This is a genomic window from Mangrovimonas cancribranchiae, assembly GCF_037126245.1.
In the GTDB taxonomy this organism is placed as follows: Bacteria; Bacteroidota; Bacteroidia; order Flavobacteriales; family Flavobacteriaceae; genus Mangrovimonas; species Mangrovimonas cancribranchiae.
In genome coordinates this window covers 1,114,866-1,130,374 of sequence record NZ_CP136925.1, presented here as the reverse complement: position 1 = coordinate 1,130,374, position 15,509 = coordinate 1,114,866, and the positions used below count along the sequence as shown (strand labels likewise).

The following is a 15,509-nucleotide window of genomic DNA, read 5'->3' as shown; positions in this document are numbered from 1 at the left end:
ATTTTTAGGGTTGAAACTTTGCTTTTTTACTGCCTTCATACATCACATATTTTACTAAACGAGATTCTAATTTCCCGTTAAACAGTTTTATTTTTCTTGAAGGTCGTAAACCAACATGTTTTAAAGCTTCTAAATTTGATGTAATAAACCAAGCGTCAGTGCCAGAATAGTTTTGTTTTAACGTATCGCCTATATCTTTGTAAAACTGCTCCATATCTATAGCCAAGCGCTCTCCGTAAGGTGGATTAAAAACCATATGTAACCTGCCTTCTACAGGTTTTTCTGTTTTAAAGAAATCTTCATGCTCAATCGTTATAAAATCGTCTAAATGGGCGTTTTTAATATTCTCTTTTGCTTTTCTTACTGCCGATGGCGCTTTATCGTATCCTATTATTTTATGATGAAAATCTCTAGTTTTCTTCAGGAGCGATTCTTCAATCGTTTCAAATAAATCAACATCCCAATCTTGCCAACGTTCAAAAGCAAACTCTTTTCGCATTAAATTAGGCGGAATATTACAAGCTATCATAGCGGCTTCTGCCAATAACGTTCCGCTACCACACATAGGATCCATAAAATCGCTTTGTCCATCCCAACCCGATAACATAATCATTCCGGCAGCCAACACCTCGTTAATTGGTGCAATATTGGTTGCTAACTTATAACCACGTTGATGTAACGATTCTCCAGAACTATCTAAAGAAATAGTGCAGCGTTGCCTATCTATATGGACATTAATTTTTAAATCTGGGAATCTTAAATCGACATCAGGACGTTTTCCGGTAGTGTCTCGAAACTTATCTACAATAGCATCTTTTGTTCTTAACGCCACATATTTTGAGTGCTTAAATACATTGGAATGCACGGTAGCATCTACAGCTAAAGTCCCGGTTGGTTTTAGGTATTTTTCCCACGGTAATTTGTATACCATTTTATACAAATCGTCTTCATGTCGCAACTGAAAGGTTTTTATAGGTTTTAGGATTTTTATAGCTGTTCGCAATCCTAAATTAGCCTTATACATAAAGCCTTTATCACCTACAAAACTAACGTTTCTAACACCTTTTTTCACCTCTTGTGCTCCAAGTTGCTTTAATTCTTTTGCTAGTAATTCTTCAAAGCCAAATAAGGTTTTGGCAACCATGTTAAAATTATTCTCCATTTCTTTTAAAAGATAGAATACAAAAATACAGTATTTTTGCGGCAACAAAAGCTTAATTTCACTAAAGAGATTTCTTCTGTTTATAAAACGTATGACAAAAGACACAACACAATGGTATGCTTCGTGGTTTGACACACCATATTACCACATTTTATATAAAGACCGAAACTATAAGGAAGCCGAATTATTCATGAATAACTTAACGGCTTATTTAAATCTACCCGAACAAGGTTATATTTTAGATTTAGCTTGTGGCAAAGGACGACACTCTATTTTTTTAAATAGTTTAGGTTATAATGTTGTTGGTGCCGATTTATCTGAACAAAGCATTGCTTATGCCAAACAATTTGAAAACGAATCACTAAAATTTAAGGTACATGATATGTCGTGCCCTTTTGGGCAGAAATTTGATGCGGTTTTTAACTTATTTACCAGTTTTGGCTATTTTGAAGATGATAACGACAACCTAAAAACCATTAAAGCCATAAAAGAGAATTTAAAACCCCATGGCTTTGGTGTAATTGATTTTATGAATGTAAATTATGTTCTTGACAATTTAACACCAGAAAGCACCAAAACTGTTGACGATATTACCTTTAATTTAAAACGCTTTTATAAAGACTACCATCTTTACAAAACCATTTCTTTTCATGATAATGGGCAAGATTTTAAATTCGAAGAACGTGTAAAAGCCCTACATTTGCATGACTTTGAATCCTTTTTTAATGAGGCTGGTATTTATTTATTAGATGTTTTTGGCGACTATAACTTAAACAAGTTTAACCCTAAAACATCCGAACGTTTAATTATGATTTTTAACTAAATGATTGCATATCTTTTTCCCATTTTAGCTGTAATACTTGGTGTTATTTTGGTAACTGTTTTTAAACACCAAAAAAAGGGTTATATAAAACCTTTGCTTGGCTTTAGCGGTGCCTTTTTATTAGCTATGACGCTGTTTGAATTACTTCCTGAAGTTTATCATCATCTAGATGCTAAACGCACAGGACTGTTTATTATGTTAGGTATTTTACTTCAGGTTATTTTAGAGTTTTTCTCAAAAGGTGCAGAACACGGTCACATTCATATTCATAAACACCAAAGTCAGTTTCCTTGGTTGTTATTTATAAGCTTGTGTTTACATAGTTTTTTAGAAGGCTTTCCTATTCACGAACATAACGATATGGTTTACGGGGTATTAATTCATAAAATTCCTATCGCCATGCTTATTACATCGTTTTTAATACAATCTGGCTTTTCTAAAAAACAAATGATTTTATTTTTAACGGTATTCTCTGTCATGACGCCTTTAGGTACCTATATTTCTAATAATACACATTTAAACGATACGATTTTACTAAGCATACACGCGCTAGTTATTGGTATCTTTTTTCATATTGCTACCATTATTTTATTTGAAACCGAAGAAGCGCATAATCATAAATTAAGTTTTGGCAAACTATTCGCTATTTTATTAGGCATTGCTATTGCTTACATTATTTAATTAAATTTTAAGTCTGTGTTTTCAAAAGAAGAATCTAGACAGTTACGACAAGACTTTTGGACAAGTTTTGGGAAGTCTTTTCCTAGAAAATGGATTTTGTACAATACCAAAATTAAAGGACTTAGTTTTAAGTTTCATTTTGACACAAAAAAAGCCTTTATTACTTTAGACCTTGAAGACAATTTAGAAAACCGTATTCTGTGTTGGGAAAAATTGGTAGCCTTAAAAACCATTCTTACCAAAGAATATTTACCAGATGTTATTTACGAGGAAGTGTATTTCTTGGATAATGGGAAAGAAATCTCTAGAATTTATTTGCCTTTTGAAGATAAGGCTAGTATTCATAATAAAAATAGCTGGCAAGACGTGATGGTTTTCTTTAATACCAACATGACTCTTTTTGAGACATTTTTTGAAGAATATAAAGATATTATCACCCCTTGATTTTTGTAAGAAAAATCGCTTGCTTATACGGACTATCTACGGGGAACCTACGGCGTATCCATTAAGTAAGCACGAAAATAATGGTCAAATAACGTAAAAGAAAATCATGATAAAATGACTAATAGCACCCACTAAAACAAAAAGATGCCAAATAACATGATTATAAGGAATACGGTCTATAGCATAAAAAATAATACCTACGGTATATGCTAAGCCACCAACAAATAACCACAAAACGCCATCGGCTCCTAAGGTGTCTGATAAAAAACTAAAGTCAAATACTACAAGCCATCCCATAGCGAGATATAACAACACGGAAAACACCTCAAATTTACCTGTAAAAAAGACTTTAAGTCCCACTCCAAAAGCAGCAATACCCCAAACCCACCAAAATAATGACCAGCCTTTACTCTGTTCTAAAGCTATTAAACATACTGGCGTGTATGTTCCTGCAATTAAAAGATATATACTTATATGATCCAGTATTCTGTAAAAATACTTTATCCTTTCGCGTTTTGAATAGTGATATAATGTTGAAGCCAAGAATAAAATAATGATAGATGAGCCATAAACGACTACACTAAATAAGCTCCAAGGAGTCTTATTGTTCTGAAAAACAACCATTACAATTAAAGCCACAATACCCAAAAGTACACCAAACGCATGTGTTGACGCATTTAGCTTTTCTTCAAAAGGTGTTTGCTCTCTCATTTTACTGTATTATTGATTTACCCATTTATTGGCAAGTTCGTAAAAATCGAAATCTAAAGCCGATTCTTGATATTCTAAATTACCACTTTGAAAATTACGCTGTAATATATCTTCAATTAAATAGTCCTCTTTATTATTCTCTGGATCAAACTCTTCTTTTAACGAAATATCAAATAGTCTTGCCGTACTATTATACCAAAAAGCACGCCAACCGCTACGTAAATCTTTAACCAAATCGAATGTAGTAACGCCTGTTTGCCGATGTACTAATTTAGCCAAAATTTGACCTTCTGTTCTTGTTAAGTTTTTTAATTCTGCTGTAAACTCGTCTTCAATATACTTTTGAATAATTTTTGTATAGCGTTTTTTATCACGTTTATTATCCATGCTTGCCAAGCGTTGTGTTAATGTTTCTAACCGTTCTGAAGCTAGTTTAGCATAAGGATACACCTTAAGTGTTTTTCGTCTTAAAATAATATAACGGCGCCTATCGTACTTGTTTTCAAATTTTAGCTTATGAAGTATCATCACCTCATCTAAATTAATACTTGTTTTGGGTACAGAATCACCTTCAATGATAATGTATTTTGTTTCTGTAGAATCAATTTCAGTTTTGGGTACTATCTGCCCAACCCCCGAAAGAGATGCAAAAAAACACCATATTACTATTATCTTTTTACTCATACGTACAAAAAACTTCAGTACACAATTATCTAAAACTATACCAAAAAACTACGGTCTAAAATTAACAATTTACAGCCCCATAACCCTTAAAATCCTATTAATATTGTTATTTTAGTGCAAAATTTTTTTAAATGGCAAAACAAAGTATACTTAATAAAAAATCGTTAGACTTTTTAGAACAATATCTTAACAATGCAGCACCAACAGGTTATGAATGGACTGGACAAAAGCTTTGGATGGACTACCTAAAACCTTATGTTGATGAGTTTATTACCGATACCTACGGGTCTGCCGTTGGCGTGATTAATCCTGAGGCAAAATACAAAGTTGTTATTGAAGGACATGCTGACGAAATCTCTTGGTATGTAAATTATATTACAGATAATGGCTTAATTCACGTTATACGAAATGGCGGTAGCGATCACCAAATAGCACCAAGCAAGGTTGTAAACATTCACACTAAAAATGGCATTGTAAAAGGTGTTTTTGGATGGCCTGCTATCCATACTAGAAACAAATCGAAAGAACAGGCTCCAACTATTGAAAACATTACAATAGATGTTGGCGCAAAAGATAAAGAAGAGGTTGAAAACATGGGTGTTCATGTTGGGTGTGTTATTACTTATCCTGATGAATTTCACGTTTTAAACGGCGATAAGTTTGTTTGTCGTGCCCTAGATAACCGTATGGGTGGTTTTATGATTGCTGAAGTAGCACGTTTACTTCATGAAAACAAAAAGAAATTACCATTTGGATTATACATCACCAACTCGGTACAAGAGGAAATTGGACTTCGTGGTGCTGAAATGATTACCGAAACCATAAAACCAAACGTCGCTATTGTAACCGATGTGACTCACGACACCACTACACCAATGATTAAAAAGGAAAAAGAAGGGCATTTAGAACTTGGTCTTGGTCCTGTAGTGGCTTATGCCCCTGCCGTGCAACAAAAATTACGCGATTTAATTACTGATACAGCCGACGCTAAAAACATCCCATTCCAACGTTCGGCACTATCACGAGCTACTGGAACTGACACTGACGCCTTTGCTTATAGTAATGGCGGCGTAGCTTCAGCTTTAATTTCGCTACCATTACGCTATATGCATACAACGGTTGAAATGGTACACCGTGATGATGTTGAGAATGTAATTAAGCTTATTTACGAATCGCTTCTTAACATTGAAGATGGTGACACGTTTTCTTATTTTAAGTAAATTATAACGTTACTAGTTGAAATAAAAAAAGCCTCTTTAATAAGAGGCTTTTTTTATTTTTTCACTAGAGTCTTCACCGTTATAACATTTAATGGGAACTCAAACATTACATGAATAACGCTTAAAAAAACAGAACATATAATACCTACTCTGTAATCATATAAATAGCTTGCTAAAACCAGTAACCAAACACCTAGAATAATTACCGATTTCTTTTTTGTTAGCTTTTTATGCCAACCTATGACTGTGGTTTTAGAAAACCAATTTAAATAATGATACAAATAAGCAAACGCAATAAAAATTTGAATCTTTAAATCTACTTTTTCGTAGAAAAAGAATTTTAACTCGTCATAAGCGCCTAAAAGTTTAGCCAAATGCGCATTTAAAACATGAAAATTATTTTGTAGATAATTATTTTTAATTGTTTGTGAAAATTCGTAGTGAAATACATCTGTATTAATAAACCATAAAGACAATGGCAATAAAAACATAAGTACAACATTTAATACTCCTATCCAATTTGTTGCCTTTTTTAAGCCATATACCATAAAAAGTACGGTAAAAACAAACACATGAATTATCGTTGGTAATAGTATGCCAAAAATAAGTCCATAGGTTGGCGATGTATGCGTGAAAAACGAAATAATTAATACTAAAATAAAACTATACATAAATGCTTTGTAAGATGATATAACTAATGATAACACCGCCGATACTAAAACAAAAAATAAAACACCATTGGTATACTGTCTTATAGTAATAGTAAGAAATGTAAGTGTAGAATCATTCAGTAACTCCCTAAAAATAGTAAGGCTAAACAAGTAAGGAGTGGTATAAATTATAGCTGATACTAATACCACATATTTCCACAATGTATTGGGCACAAAATAATTTTTATCAGCAATCCAATTTGTTTCTGTTAAATAATGTAACGGCCCCAAAACAGCATAACTAACCAAAAACAATTCAAAAGGAAGTAAACAAGCTAACGTAAAGCTAATTACAATAAGGCCTAAATTTATTTTATCAATTTGTAATGTATTCACACGAGTATTTTATTAAAAAGCTACATGCTTGGCAGTATGTAGCTTTTTAATTAGTGTTATTTAAATGTTATTCAATAAGCATTTTTTTGGTGTCTATTTTCTGACCATCGACATATAGTGTATAGTAATACATTCCTGCCGATAAAGACTCACTATTAAAATACAGTTCTTGTTCTCCTAAATTTTTAATCGCAACATTATCTATAACTTGTCCTGAAGTGTTGCTAAATACTATTGCTGCTTGATTATGTTTATAAGGAACGAAGTATTTTATAGATGTAGTTCCATTAAATGGATTAGGAATATTTTGATATAGAATGGCTTTTTGCCCTCTATTAGTATTCCCATTAGGATTTGCCACACCTAATGTTCCACCACATGCACAAGCTTCTAGCTCTTCTATACGTGTTGTTAAATCACTTATTAAAGCGGCTTGACTATCTAGTTGAGTTTGTTGTGTTGTGTTTTCTGTTTCTAAAGCAGAAAGTATAGGAGCTAAATCTACCGTTACACTTGCTCCGTTTTCAATAGCAATCGCTAGGTCTGTTCCTGTTAATGTTGCCGATGTTAAATCCTGTTCGTCTTCATTATCCAGATAAGCCGATAAATCTACCGTTTCAATTCCGCCAGAAATAGATAATGTATTATCTGTTAAATCTAACTCTTGGTTATCGGTGTTGGCTCCAGATGTATTCCAAGCAGCACCATCCCAAGTAAACAAAGCATCTAAATCGGTATCGTATACCATTAACCCTTGTTCACCAGCATCTAAAGGCAATCCATTTGCTGCAGCTGTTTCTAAAGCCACACGCTCTGCTGTAGTTAAACGATTTATTAAAAAGCCTTTATCGGTATCGGCTAATTCTAAAGAAGCATTTTGGTTAGCAGCTGTTGTACCAATCCCTACACTATATCGGTTATCTGTGGTGTCACCTCCTAGAGCCATAGTATTGTTTTGCGCAACGGTAACATTACGCCCTAAGGCTACAGAAGTGTTATTTTGTGCTCGAGATTGACTACCTATGGCAATACCATAAGCCCCGTCAGCTCTAGATTGGTAACCAACCACAACCACATCATTATTATTAGGAAAAGCCTGTGCGCCTATAAACGTTGTTCTATCTCTAGTTGTTGTTGTTGTATATGCCCCAAATCTTCCAGTTATATTGATAATATCAAATTCACTAGGGTCTCTATAATTAGCAAAAGCTCCCATACCTACATTATCTTGTCCTTCACGGTTACTAAAGCCTGTAAAAACACCTACATAGGTATTTCTATTAGCATCATCGGTATTGTTTGTTCTATTATTATCGCCTCCTGCATGCGCTCCTATAAAGGTATTATAATCGGCATGCTCTGTTGCAGCACCAGCTGCTTGCCCTACAAAAGTGTTAAGCCTTCCTACCCCCACATCAACCCCCGTAGAGTCTCCTACAAAGGTATTTCTATAACCCGTAGTATTATGGTAACCCGCTTCAGCTCCTAAAAATGTATTTCTAAAGCCTGTCATATTATTTCTACCTGCTATAGAACCTACAAACGTATTATCATCAGCAGTTGTGTTATAGTAGCCAGCATCTTCCCCAATAAATACATTATCTCTTCCTGTTGTATTTCCATATCCTGCTTCCTCTCCTATAAATACATTATCAGCGCCTGTTGTATTATTTTCTCCAGCCTCTGTACCTACAAATGTATTATCTGTTCCTGTATTAGAGTATCCAGCTTCGGTACCTATAAATGTATTATCTGTTCCATAAACGTTTGAAAAACCAGCATACGCCCCAATAAAAATATTTTTAGAAGCCGTTGTTTGATTTGCTCCAGACAAAGTACCTAGCATGGTGTTATTTGACCCCGAATATAAGTTGTTACCTGCAGCGTCTCCTATTAATACATTGTAATCGCCAGTGGTAATAGAGCTTCCTGCGGGATTATAATACATTGGATCTCCAGAACCATCGGTTCCATACTGAACTATATCATCGCCTAAAGCTTCGTTAGCTGTTTGCGCATAAGTAAAAAAAGTTAATAGATTAAGTAACGTACATAAAAGTAGTTTTTTCATTTTAAAATTTGAGTTTAAGGTTAATAGCGAAACAAAAATAGCATAAACGAAGAATTTTACTACATAAACTTTTAATTTTGTAATATTATGTTTTTATTATGGTAGAAGAGTTTATAGATATTGTTACCAAAGATGGAAAGCCTACGGGTAAAACAGCTTTAAAATCAGTTATTCACAGCGAAGGCCATTACCACAACACGGCACATTTATGGTTGTATACAAAAGCAGGTAAAATCTTATTGGCACAACGCAGTTTTAAAAAAGCCATTTGTCCCGGACTTTGGGACGTCTCTGTTGCTGGCCACGTAGATGCCGGGGAAACCATAGAACAAGCCATCCTTCGGGAAACCCAAGAAGAAATAAGCCTGACCCTACAGCAAGAAGACTTGTACAAAATAGGGGTGTTCCCATGTTTTCAAACGTATGATAATGGTATTATTGACAATGAGTTCCATCATACGTTTATAGCTGAATTAGGAGTTCCTTTAGAAAAATTAAAGCCCCAACCCAATGAGGTTGAGGCTTTGCAGCTCGTTTGCCTTGATACTAGTTTCTCCCTACTAATTAATAGTCATCTTAATAATTATTTTATAGCATCAAACCGAGCGTACTATGAAATGGTTTTTCAACGCATTTTAGAACATATAAATTAGTAATTAGGGGTTCAAAGATGATTTTGAAATGGACAGAAGGTGGCTTTTTGAAACTAAATACGTGTATTTAGCCTAAAAGCTAGCAGCCATTTTTTTAATCGCCTTATCTGCCTTCTTTAAGTTTCGTTTTGCCAACAAAATATCTATATCATATTTTGAAATATTATCTGAATTAATCAACCAGTCTTCTAACGGTGTTTTACCTTTGGATTGATTGATGCTTCGCAAAGTTACTGCTACGTTTTCAGGACAATTCACTACTTGTGCTATTTGACTGTTCGTTAATCGATCTCTATAAGCCATAAAAATTTCTTCGGCAGAACGAATATGCTCATAATCATATGGATCACCACCACGTAGGGTTTTGCCTGTATAGCAATCTGTATATAACGCTACTCCATCTCCACCACGCGCTATGGCTTGTTGATGCATTTGCGCTTTCACTTTAGCAAAGAGCTGGTCTATTTCGGTACGGTGGTAAGGGCGGTTTGGGTTAGAGTTGTACATTAACCTTACTTTTTAATTAACAATTATTTAGAAACATGACAATTAACCCGAACTTTACATTTAAGATTATTTTTAACCTTATTTAACACTTTTACACCATCCTTTTTAAGTGTTTTTTTTAAAAAACTACATAAATCTTCAATCTTATACTTCTGCTTTAAAGCGTCAAGATCAATTTCTATCTCATTTTTATTTACAAAGTTATTTTTATAAATATCTTTTACCCATTTGTGCAACCTAGGGCTATCTTTTTTCGGTCTGATTGCAGTTATTAAAACATTGTACCCTTTATTATTATAATGCTTTGTATATAAAGCTGCCAACCTATCAATACCCTCTTTTTCAGATTCAGAGTTTATAATAATTCTACAACTTTCATTATTATAAATCGCTGTGAAATCTTGTTCATATCTACAGTCATTAGGGCGACGCTCTCGAGCTTCCTCTTTAAAACTATTTTGCTTTATTATTTCCTCTATCAATTTACAAAGAGTTGTTTTGCCAATATTGGGAGAACCTTGTATTAGTACTACTTCCATATTTTTAATTAAGACTATCTTCTAATTCTTGTTGCCTTGTTTCATCTATATCATAGCGTTTAGCATATCTAGTAAGCATTTTGCGCTCTGTTTCAGTTATACTTCCTTCTTCAAGCATCAGCTTATATTCTTCTATATATTTGATTTCATTAGGGTTAAACAATAGTTCTTGCTCAACAGCTTCAGCTTGCTCTTTTGTTAAACCATACTTTTTTTGTTTGCGTTCTAACATGCGTCTTTCACCATCATCTATGAGACCATCATCCTCTATCATAAACGCAACTTCTTCTTTATATTTTTCAATTTTATTGTTTATCTCCGGAATTTCAATTGTTTTTTTCTGTTCTAGCAACTCTTTGTCTTGAAATTGAACAAAAACACCCCATTCTAGTGTTTCTTTAGAGTTTGTTTTAATTTCATTTTCTTTATTGTAATCAACTCCAATTTTTGGCAGTAAAAATTTTAGTTCAGCATTAATTTTATTAATCTCATTGTTAGAAACAACTTCATTAAACATACTAACAATGTTTTCTGTATGAACCGCTATATTTCCATTTATTCTTTGATTTGCCAACCTTTGCCAACTAGTTTCTGAATTATACCAAATTAAATCTTCGGGAATGTAAGGTTTATTAGTAGGTTTAAAAGTTTGCACTTTTTTAATGCCTAATAATTCTATTTGTTTATTTTCTTCTTCTTTGTCCATTTGATAATCAACCTTAGCTCTTGTTACTTTATAATCTATATTAGCATCAACTTTTAAAGATGATTTTGAATTGTTTTCTATTGTTTTATTATTTGATGTACTAATTTCAATTTTAGTAGCACCTAAGCATTGCATTAAATAACAAAATTCAGATACTCTATCCTTAAATAACTCTTGTTTAATTTTTGCTAATGGTATGTAATGATTATTTTTTAAAGGATGGCAAGTGTATATATTATTTATGTGTGGATGACCAAAAGGAAAGGAAATATCTAAAGGAAGATTTTGTTTTTTTAAAGTAAGAAAATTTTCACTTGGATGTATTTCGTTACTTATAAAAACTTGTTTTCTGTTATCCGCTGAAACTTTTGAGAATTCATTGATTAATGCATTATAGTATTTTGTTTTAGCTTCTTTAATTTCTCTAATCTCTCCTTTACTTATTCCTTCGAAATTATTTTCTTCAATTAGTCTTTCACAAAATCCAATATTTTTAATTGCTAAATCAAATTGTTGCATTTTGTAACAAATCTCACTTTTTAGTTCGTAAGCTAAAACGTATACCTCATTTACGCTTTCTTCCTCTTTTAATTCATCACACAATTGAATTAAATCATTTACAGCTTTTAGTGATTCATTTAACTTATCTGTAAGAAATAATAATTTAGGTTTATGCACACTTGCTAAAACATAATCTCGTGAATATTCAGTGTGATTTTCCTCTTCTAAAATTAAATCATTAGTTAAGTTTAATGCTTCTTGATACTTTTCTTGACCAATTAAGTTGTCTACTTGCTCTTGATAGCTTGATTTTATTTGGCTTGAATCAGCATCTTTAATAGAATCAAAAAGTTTTAACAATTCCCTGCACGTTTTTAAACTTTGGGTAGCAAAACGTTCAGAGTAAATATCTACTGTATCTGTACTATTCGAAATAAAAAACCTAAAAAATAAATCTTCGTCATCATCTTCAAATAGTTTTATTTCATCAATTTCGTCCCATTGAATTATTTTTAAATTATCTGGTCTTTTATTAGAACCTTGAGTTTCTTCAGAGTATAATGAAATTAAGTAATTTTCATTAATTATTGATGATAAATAATGGTTTCTATCCATTCTAGTCCAACTACTAGAATTATCCTCAAAGATTTCGTCTATAAAAATGGCTAAATAGTTATCATTTATAGTTAAAACTTCCTCTTCAAAAGCTATATTATATTTGTCTACTAGTCTATTTAAAATATTTCTATCTATATTTTGGTTGTAAGTATATACATTACCTGTAAATTGTAGTTTCTTCGAGTTTTTTATTAAAAACTTGTCAATTAACTCTCTCATAATTTACTAAATTAAATTATACCCCAAATACCCAGGACTCAAATAGCCTTCTGGTTTTAAATCGATGCCATGCACTCTAATAAAAGCTTTATGTATTTTATTGGCATCATCAAAAGGGTTGGCGCACATGGTGCTTATTTGTACAGAGAGTCCGGCGTCTACAAAGTCGCCTTGTACATTCATACGCTGCTTGGTTTTAATTTCAAAGGTTGGCATAATCGTTATGTTTTGTTTAATTTCTAACCTCCAAATCCTCATCAGATACCTTTTCCCAATCGTGAAAATTAATCTTTTTATCTCCTACGCTACATACTGGGTTACTTTGTAATTGTGATGTTACAGTATCGTTTTTTTGCATACCGCATTTACAGCATTTGTAGGTTGCCATTGGGTGGTATTTTTAATTAGGGGTTATGTATTTTTAAAGTTCAAATATATTCTTGAAACAGACAAAACCTGTCCGTTTCAAAAAAACTTTGTTGATGGCGTAAATAATATGGCAATAGTAGTACAGTTATTTCCCATATTTTGGGATATTGCAATTTGCGATGTTAATTAGGGTAATGAATAATTTCATCCTTGTTTAAAGGCTTACTCGTAGTATGCTAGCATTAATTGTAAGTGGTACGTTATATAGTGTTTTACCTGTGATGGCCCCACCACTTTAACCCATATATTATATTTTAAGATTTCCATTAAAAACTCATAGTTAGGTTCTACAAAAATTTTAATGTCTCCCCACATATCTGGATCTGTATAATCTAAAATTTCAGTTTCAGGTTTTTTAGGTTGCTGGACTATTTGTTGAGAGGCATGCATAGGGTTGGCCTGTAAATATTTTAAATGATGATTGGCTACTTTTAGATGTACCCATACCGGTTTTATGTCTGTTTTTAAAATACCTACACTATGTTTAAAATACTGCTTGTCACTAAAGTGCTTTGGTTTTTTAGGCTTAAAATCTGTTACCTTAAATGCGCTTATCCGCTTATCCAAACAAAACGCGTACACACCAATATCCTTATTGTATGCCATTAAGTACCAGGCATTATTAACTTCTTTTATGTGTAGTGGTTGTACTTTTCCCTTGAATGTTTGAAATGTATTATCATCATACCAACCTTTATATTCCAATTCTACCAAAAACTGTTGTTCTATGGCATTAATAAGTGCCACTATATCTACATAGGCACTTAAGGATGTTCGTGCAGAAGTGACAAACTCTTTCCAAGCATGTGCGTGATGGTTTAGTAGGTACAGCTCTGTTTTTTCATAAACGGCTTTAAGCTTGTTTTCATCTTTATACGCGTCGTCTTCTACATAAAATCCATACCCTCGTTTGTGTTTAATGGCAATGTTATAATAAGATTCTATTTTTTTTAAATCGCGATTAATGGTTTTTCGACTATGCAATTCTAGTTTTTCGTACAAGATATCATCACGGTTCTTTAGACGTATGGCATTGAGTGTAGTTTGCAACTGTTCCAACAACACATAACTTCCAGGAAATCCATACCCTTTTGGGTTGGTAATGATACGCATAACATAATAACGTCGAAGAAATTCTGGTGACATAATTTATTTTTAACACCCTAAAAATACTAAACCCAATGCAAACTCGATGCATTTTTTATCTTTGGCGTTTCAAAATATCACTATGCGTATTGCCTTTAGCAAGAAAGACTTAAACACAACTACCTGGTTTTCCTTAGGAAAACTAATACATCTATTTACGGGTGTTTTTATTGTTCCGAAAATATTCAATACACTTGGCACCACCGATATGGGCATACTAACGCTTGCCGGTTCGATATTAGGTATGTTTGCGCCTTTGTTCACCTTGGGATTGTCGGCTATATGCGTGCGCGAAATTGTATTCACTCCAAAAAGAAGTCAACACATTATTGCCACAGCTTTTTTTATGCGGTTGCTATCTTGGGGCTTTGTAGCCATTGGGTTTGTTTGTTATCTATACTTTACAAATAACACCACTCTTCTTGTTATTTATATGGTTTTAATATGTGGCTATTTATTTAGGCTAACAGATGTTTTTGAATATTATTTACTCGCTAAAAAACGCGCCAAACTTATTTTTATTGGAAAAACAGTAAGCCTTTTCTGTATTGTTGCCTTACAATATTACGGTGTAAAACAGCAAATGGACATCTTATTTTTTGCTCAAGTGATTGCTTTGGATTTTTTATTACAAGGCGTATTTTATATTGTCGTTTTAGGAACTAAAAATGAGCTTTACCTCAAACGTTGGTGCTTTTCAAAATCATTAGGCAAAAAGCTTTTAACAATGGCATTTCCTTTGATAGTTTCTGAAGCACTGGTAATGATTTACATTGGAATAGACGAAGTGATTTTAAAGCACTTTTATAACGACCATGCCAATGGCGTTTTTGGTAGTGTACAGTTTTTAGTTATTGGGTTGAGCTGGACCCTGGGATTTGCTATCATTAATGCTTTATACCCTTCTTTGACAGAGTCTTTTCAGAACCACAAAAAATATTATTATATAAAAAACAAGCAACTATTTTTTATTTTGGTGGCATTGGGGTTATTTATTGCTTGGTTTTATTTGTTTTTTGGAGATAGCATTTTAGACAGCTATTTTACTGAACAGTATCGAGAAGGCAAAACGGCTTTGCAAATCTTTTGTTGGGCACCATTATTTGTGTTCATAGGTATGCTTTACGAAAAACACCTCCTTACAGCAAATCGCCTAAAACACAATGTATATCGTTTTATTGTAGGGTGTTTTGTAAATCTACTACTATGCTACGTTTTAATTCCCATATACTATATAAATGGAGCCGCTATTGCTGTTCTAGCAAGCCATTTTATAACAAATATTGGTTATCTTGCTTTCGATTCAAATACCAAAAAGGATATTAAAAGCTTATTAAACGCTAAATAAT

Annotated in this window: 17 protein-coding genes; 6 read left to right on the top strand and 11 right to left on the bottom strand. The window is 32.9% G+C overall.

Going from position 1 to position 15,509, the window contains the following annotated elements; translation table 11 throughout:
* Positions 1–4: 4 nt before the first annotated feature.
* Entirely contained in the window at positions 5–1,162 is a 1,158-nt protein-coding gene (locus R3L15_RS05020; RefSeq protein WP_338733614.1) for a THUMP domain-containing protein, read from the bottom strand.
* Between the two features lie 91 nt (positions 1,163–1,253).
* Between R3L15_RS05020 and R3L15_RS05015 the strand changes: the two genes are divergently transcribed.
* From R3L15_RS05015 to R3L15_RS05005, 3 genes are read left to right on the top strand one after another with little or no spacing between them, the layout of a single operon-like run.
* Positions 1,254–1,985 (top strand): class I SAM-dependent methyltransferase, encoded by a 732-nt coding sequence (locus tag R3L15_RS05015; RefSeq protein ID WP_338733612.1) that lies wholly within the window; start codon positions 1,254–1,256, stop codon positions 1,983–1,985.
* A complete protein-coding gene (locus tag R3L15_RS05010; protein ID WP_338733610.1) occupies positions 1,986–2,666 on the top strand; it encodes a ZIP family metal transporter in 681 nt (226 codons plus the stop codon).
* Positions 2,667–2,681: 15 nt separating this feature from the next.
* Positions 2,682–3,110: a DUF4268 domain-containing protein gene (locus tag R3L15_RS05005; RefSeq protein ID WP_338733608.1), complete on the top strand. Its 429-nt coding sequence runs from the start codon at positions 2,682–2,684 to the stop codon at positions 3,108–3,110.
* An 84-nt stretch (positions 3,111–3,194) separates the two neighbouring features.
* Here R3L15_RS05005 and R3L15_RS05000 read toward each other — a convergent pair whose 3' ends face one another.
* Together R3L15_RS05000 and R3L15_RS04995 are read right to left on the bottom strand one after the other, a co-directional pair.
* Positions 3,195–3,821 (bottom strand): hemolysin III family protein, encoded by a 627-nt coding sequence (locus R3L15_RS05000; protein WP_338733607.1) that lies wholly within the window; start codon positions 3,819–3,821, stop codon positions 3,195–3,197.
* Positions 3,822–3,830: 9 nt separating this feature from the next.
* Entirely contained in the window at positions 3,831–4,505 is a 675-nt protein-coding gene (locus R3L15_RS04995) for a DUF4294 domain-containing protein (RefSeq protein WP_338733606.1), read from the bottom strand.
* Between the two features lie 131 nt (positions 4,506–4,636).
* Here R3L15_RS04995 and R3L15_RS04990 point away from each other — a divergent pair, with 131 nt between their 5' ends.
* On the top strand, positions 4,637–5,725 hold the full coding sequence (locus R3L15_RS04990; protein WP_338733605.1) for a M42 family metallopeptidase: 1,089 nt from the start codon (positions 4,637–4,639) through the stop codon (positions 5,723–5,725).
* Between the two features lie 53 nt (positions 5,726–5,778).
* Here the strand turns inward: R3L15_RS04990 and R3L15_RS04985 are convergent, their stop codons facing one another.
* Positions 5,779–6,771, bottom strand: coding sequence for a hypothetical protein (locus tag R3L15_RS04985; RefSeq protein ID WP_338733604.1), 993 nt, complete (start codon positions 6,769–6,771; stop codon positions 5,779–5,781).
* A 67-nt stretch (positions 6,772–6,838) separates the two neighbouring features.
* Positions 6,839–8,842, bottom strand: coding sequence for a T9SS type A sorting domain-containing protein (locus R3L15_RS04980; protein WP_338733603.1), 2,004 nt, complete (start codon positions 8,840–8,842; stop codon positions 6,839–6,841).
* Between the two features lie 98 nt (positions 8,843–8,940).
* Here R3L15_RS04980 and R3L15_RS04975 point away from each other — a divergent pair, with 98 nt between their 5' ends.
* Positions 8,941–9,495 (top strand): NUDIX domain-containing protein, encoded by a 555-nt coding sequence (locus R3L15_RS04975; protein WP_338733601.1) that lies wholly within the window; start codon positions 8,941–8,943, stop codon positions 9,493–9,495.
* Between the two features lie 72 nt (positions 9,496–9,567).
* On the opposite strand, the gene R3L15_RS04970 is transcribed toward R3L15_RS04975, so the two are convergent.
* The 6 genes from R3L15_RS04970 to R3L15_RS04945 form a co-directional block, all read right to left on the bottom strand.
* Positions 9,568–10,002 carry a hypothetical protein gene (locus tag R3L15_RS04970; protein WP_338733600.1) on the bottom strand — a complete coding sequence of 145 codons (435 nt, stop codon included), beginning with the start codon at positions 10,000–10,002 and terminating at the stop codon, positions 9,568–9,570.
* Between the two features lie 23 nt (positions 10,003–10,025).
* A complete protein-coding gene (locus tag R3L15_RS04965) occupies positions 10,026–10,541 on the bottom strand; it encodes a hypothetical protein (RefSeq protein ID WP_338733598.1) in 516 nt (171 codons plus the stop codon).
* Between the two features lie 4 nt (positions 10,542–10,545).
* Positions 10,546–12,585, bottom strand: a complete 2,040-nt coding sequence (locus R3L15_RS04960) for a hypothetical protein (protein ID WP_338733596.1) — start codon at positions 12,583–12,585, stop codon at positions 10,546–10,548.
* Positions 12,586–12,591: 6 nt separating this feature from the next.
* Positions 12,592–12,801: a DUF6140 family protein gene (locus R3L15_RS04955; protein WP_338733595.1), complete on the bottom strand. Its 210-nt coding sequence runs from the start codon at positions 12,799–12,801 to the stop codon at positions 12,592–12,594.
* A gap of 16 nt (positions 12,802–12,817) precedes the next feature.
* Positions 12,818–12,973: a hypothetical protein gene (locus R3L15_RS04950; protein ID WP_338733594.1), complete on the bottom strand. Its 156-nt coding sequence runs from the start codon at positions 12,971–12,973 to the stop codon at positions 12,818–12,820.
* A gap of 203 nt (positions 12,974–13,176) precedes the next feature.
* Positions 13,177–14,160, bottom strand: coding sequence for a WYL domain-containing protein (locus R3L15_RS04945; protein ID WP_338733593.1), 984 nt, complete (start codon positions 14,158–14,160; stop codon positions 13,177–13,179).
* A gap of 46 nt (positions 14,161–14,206) precedes the next feature.
* Here R3L15_RS04945 and R3L15_RS04940 point away from each other — a divergent pair, with 46 nt between their 5' ends.
* Positions 14,207–15,508, top strand: coding sequence for a flippase (locus R3L15_RS04940; protein ID WP_338733592.1), 1,302 nt, complete (start codon positions 14,207–14,209; stop codon positions 15,506–15,508).
* The last annotated feature ends 1 nt before the right edge of the window (position 15,509 follow it).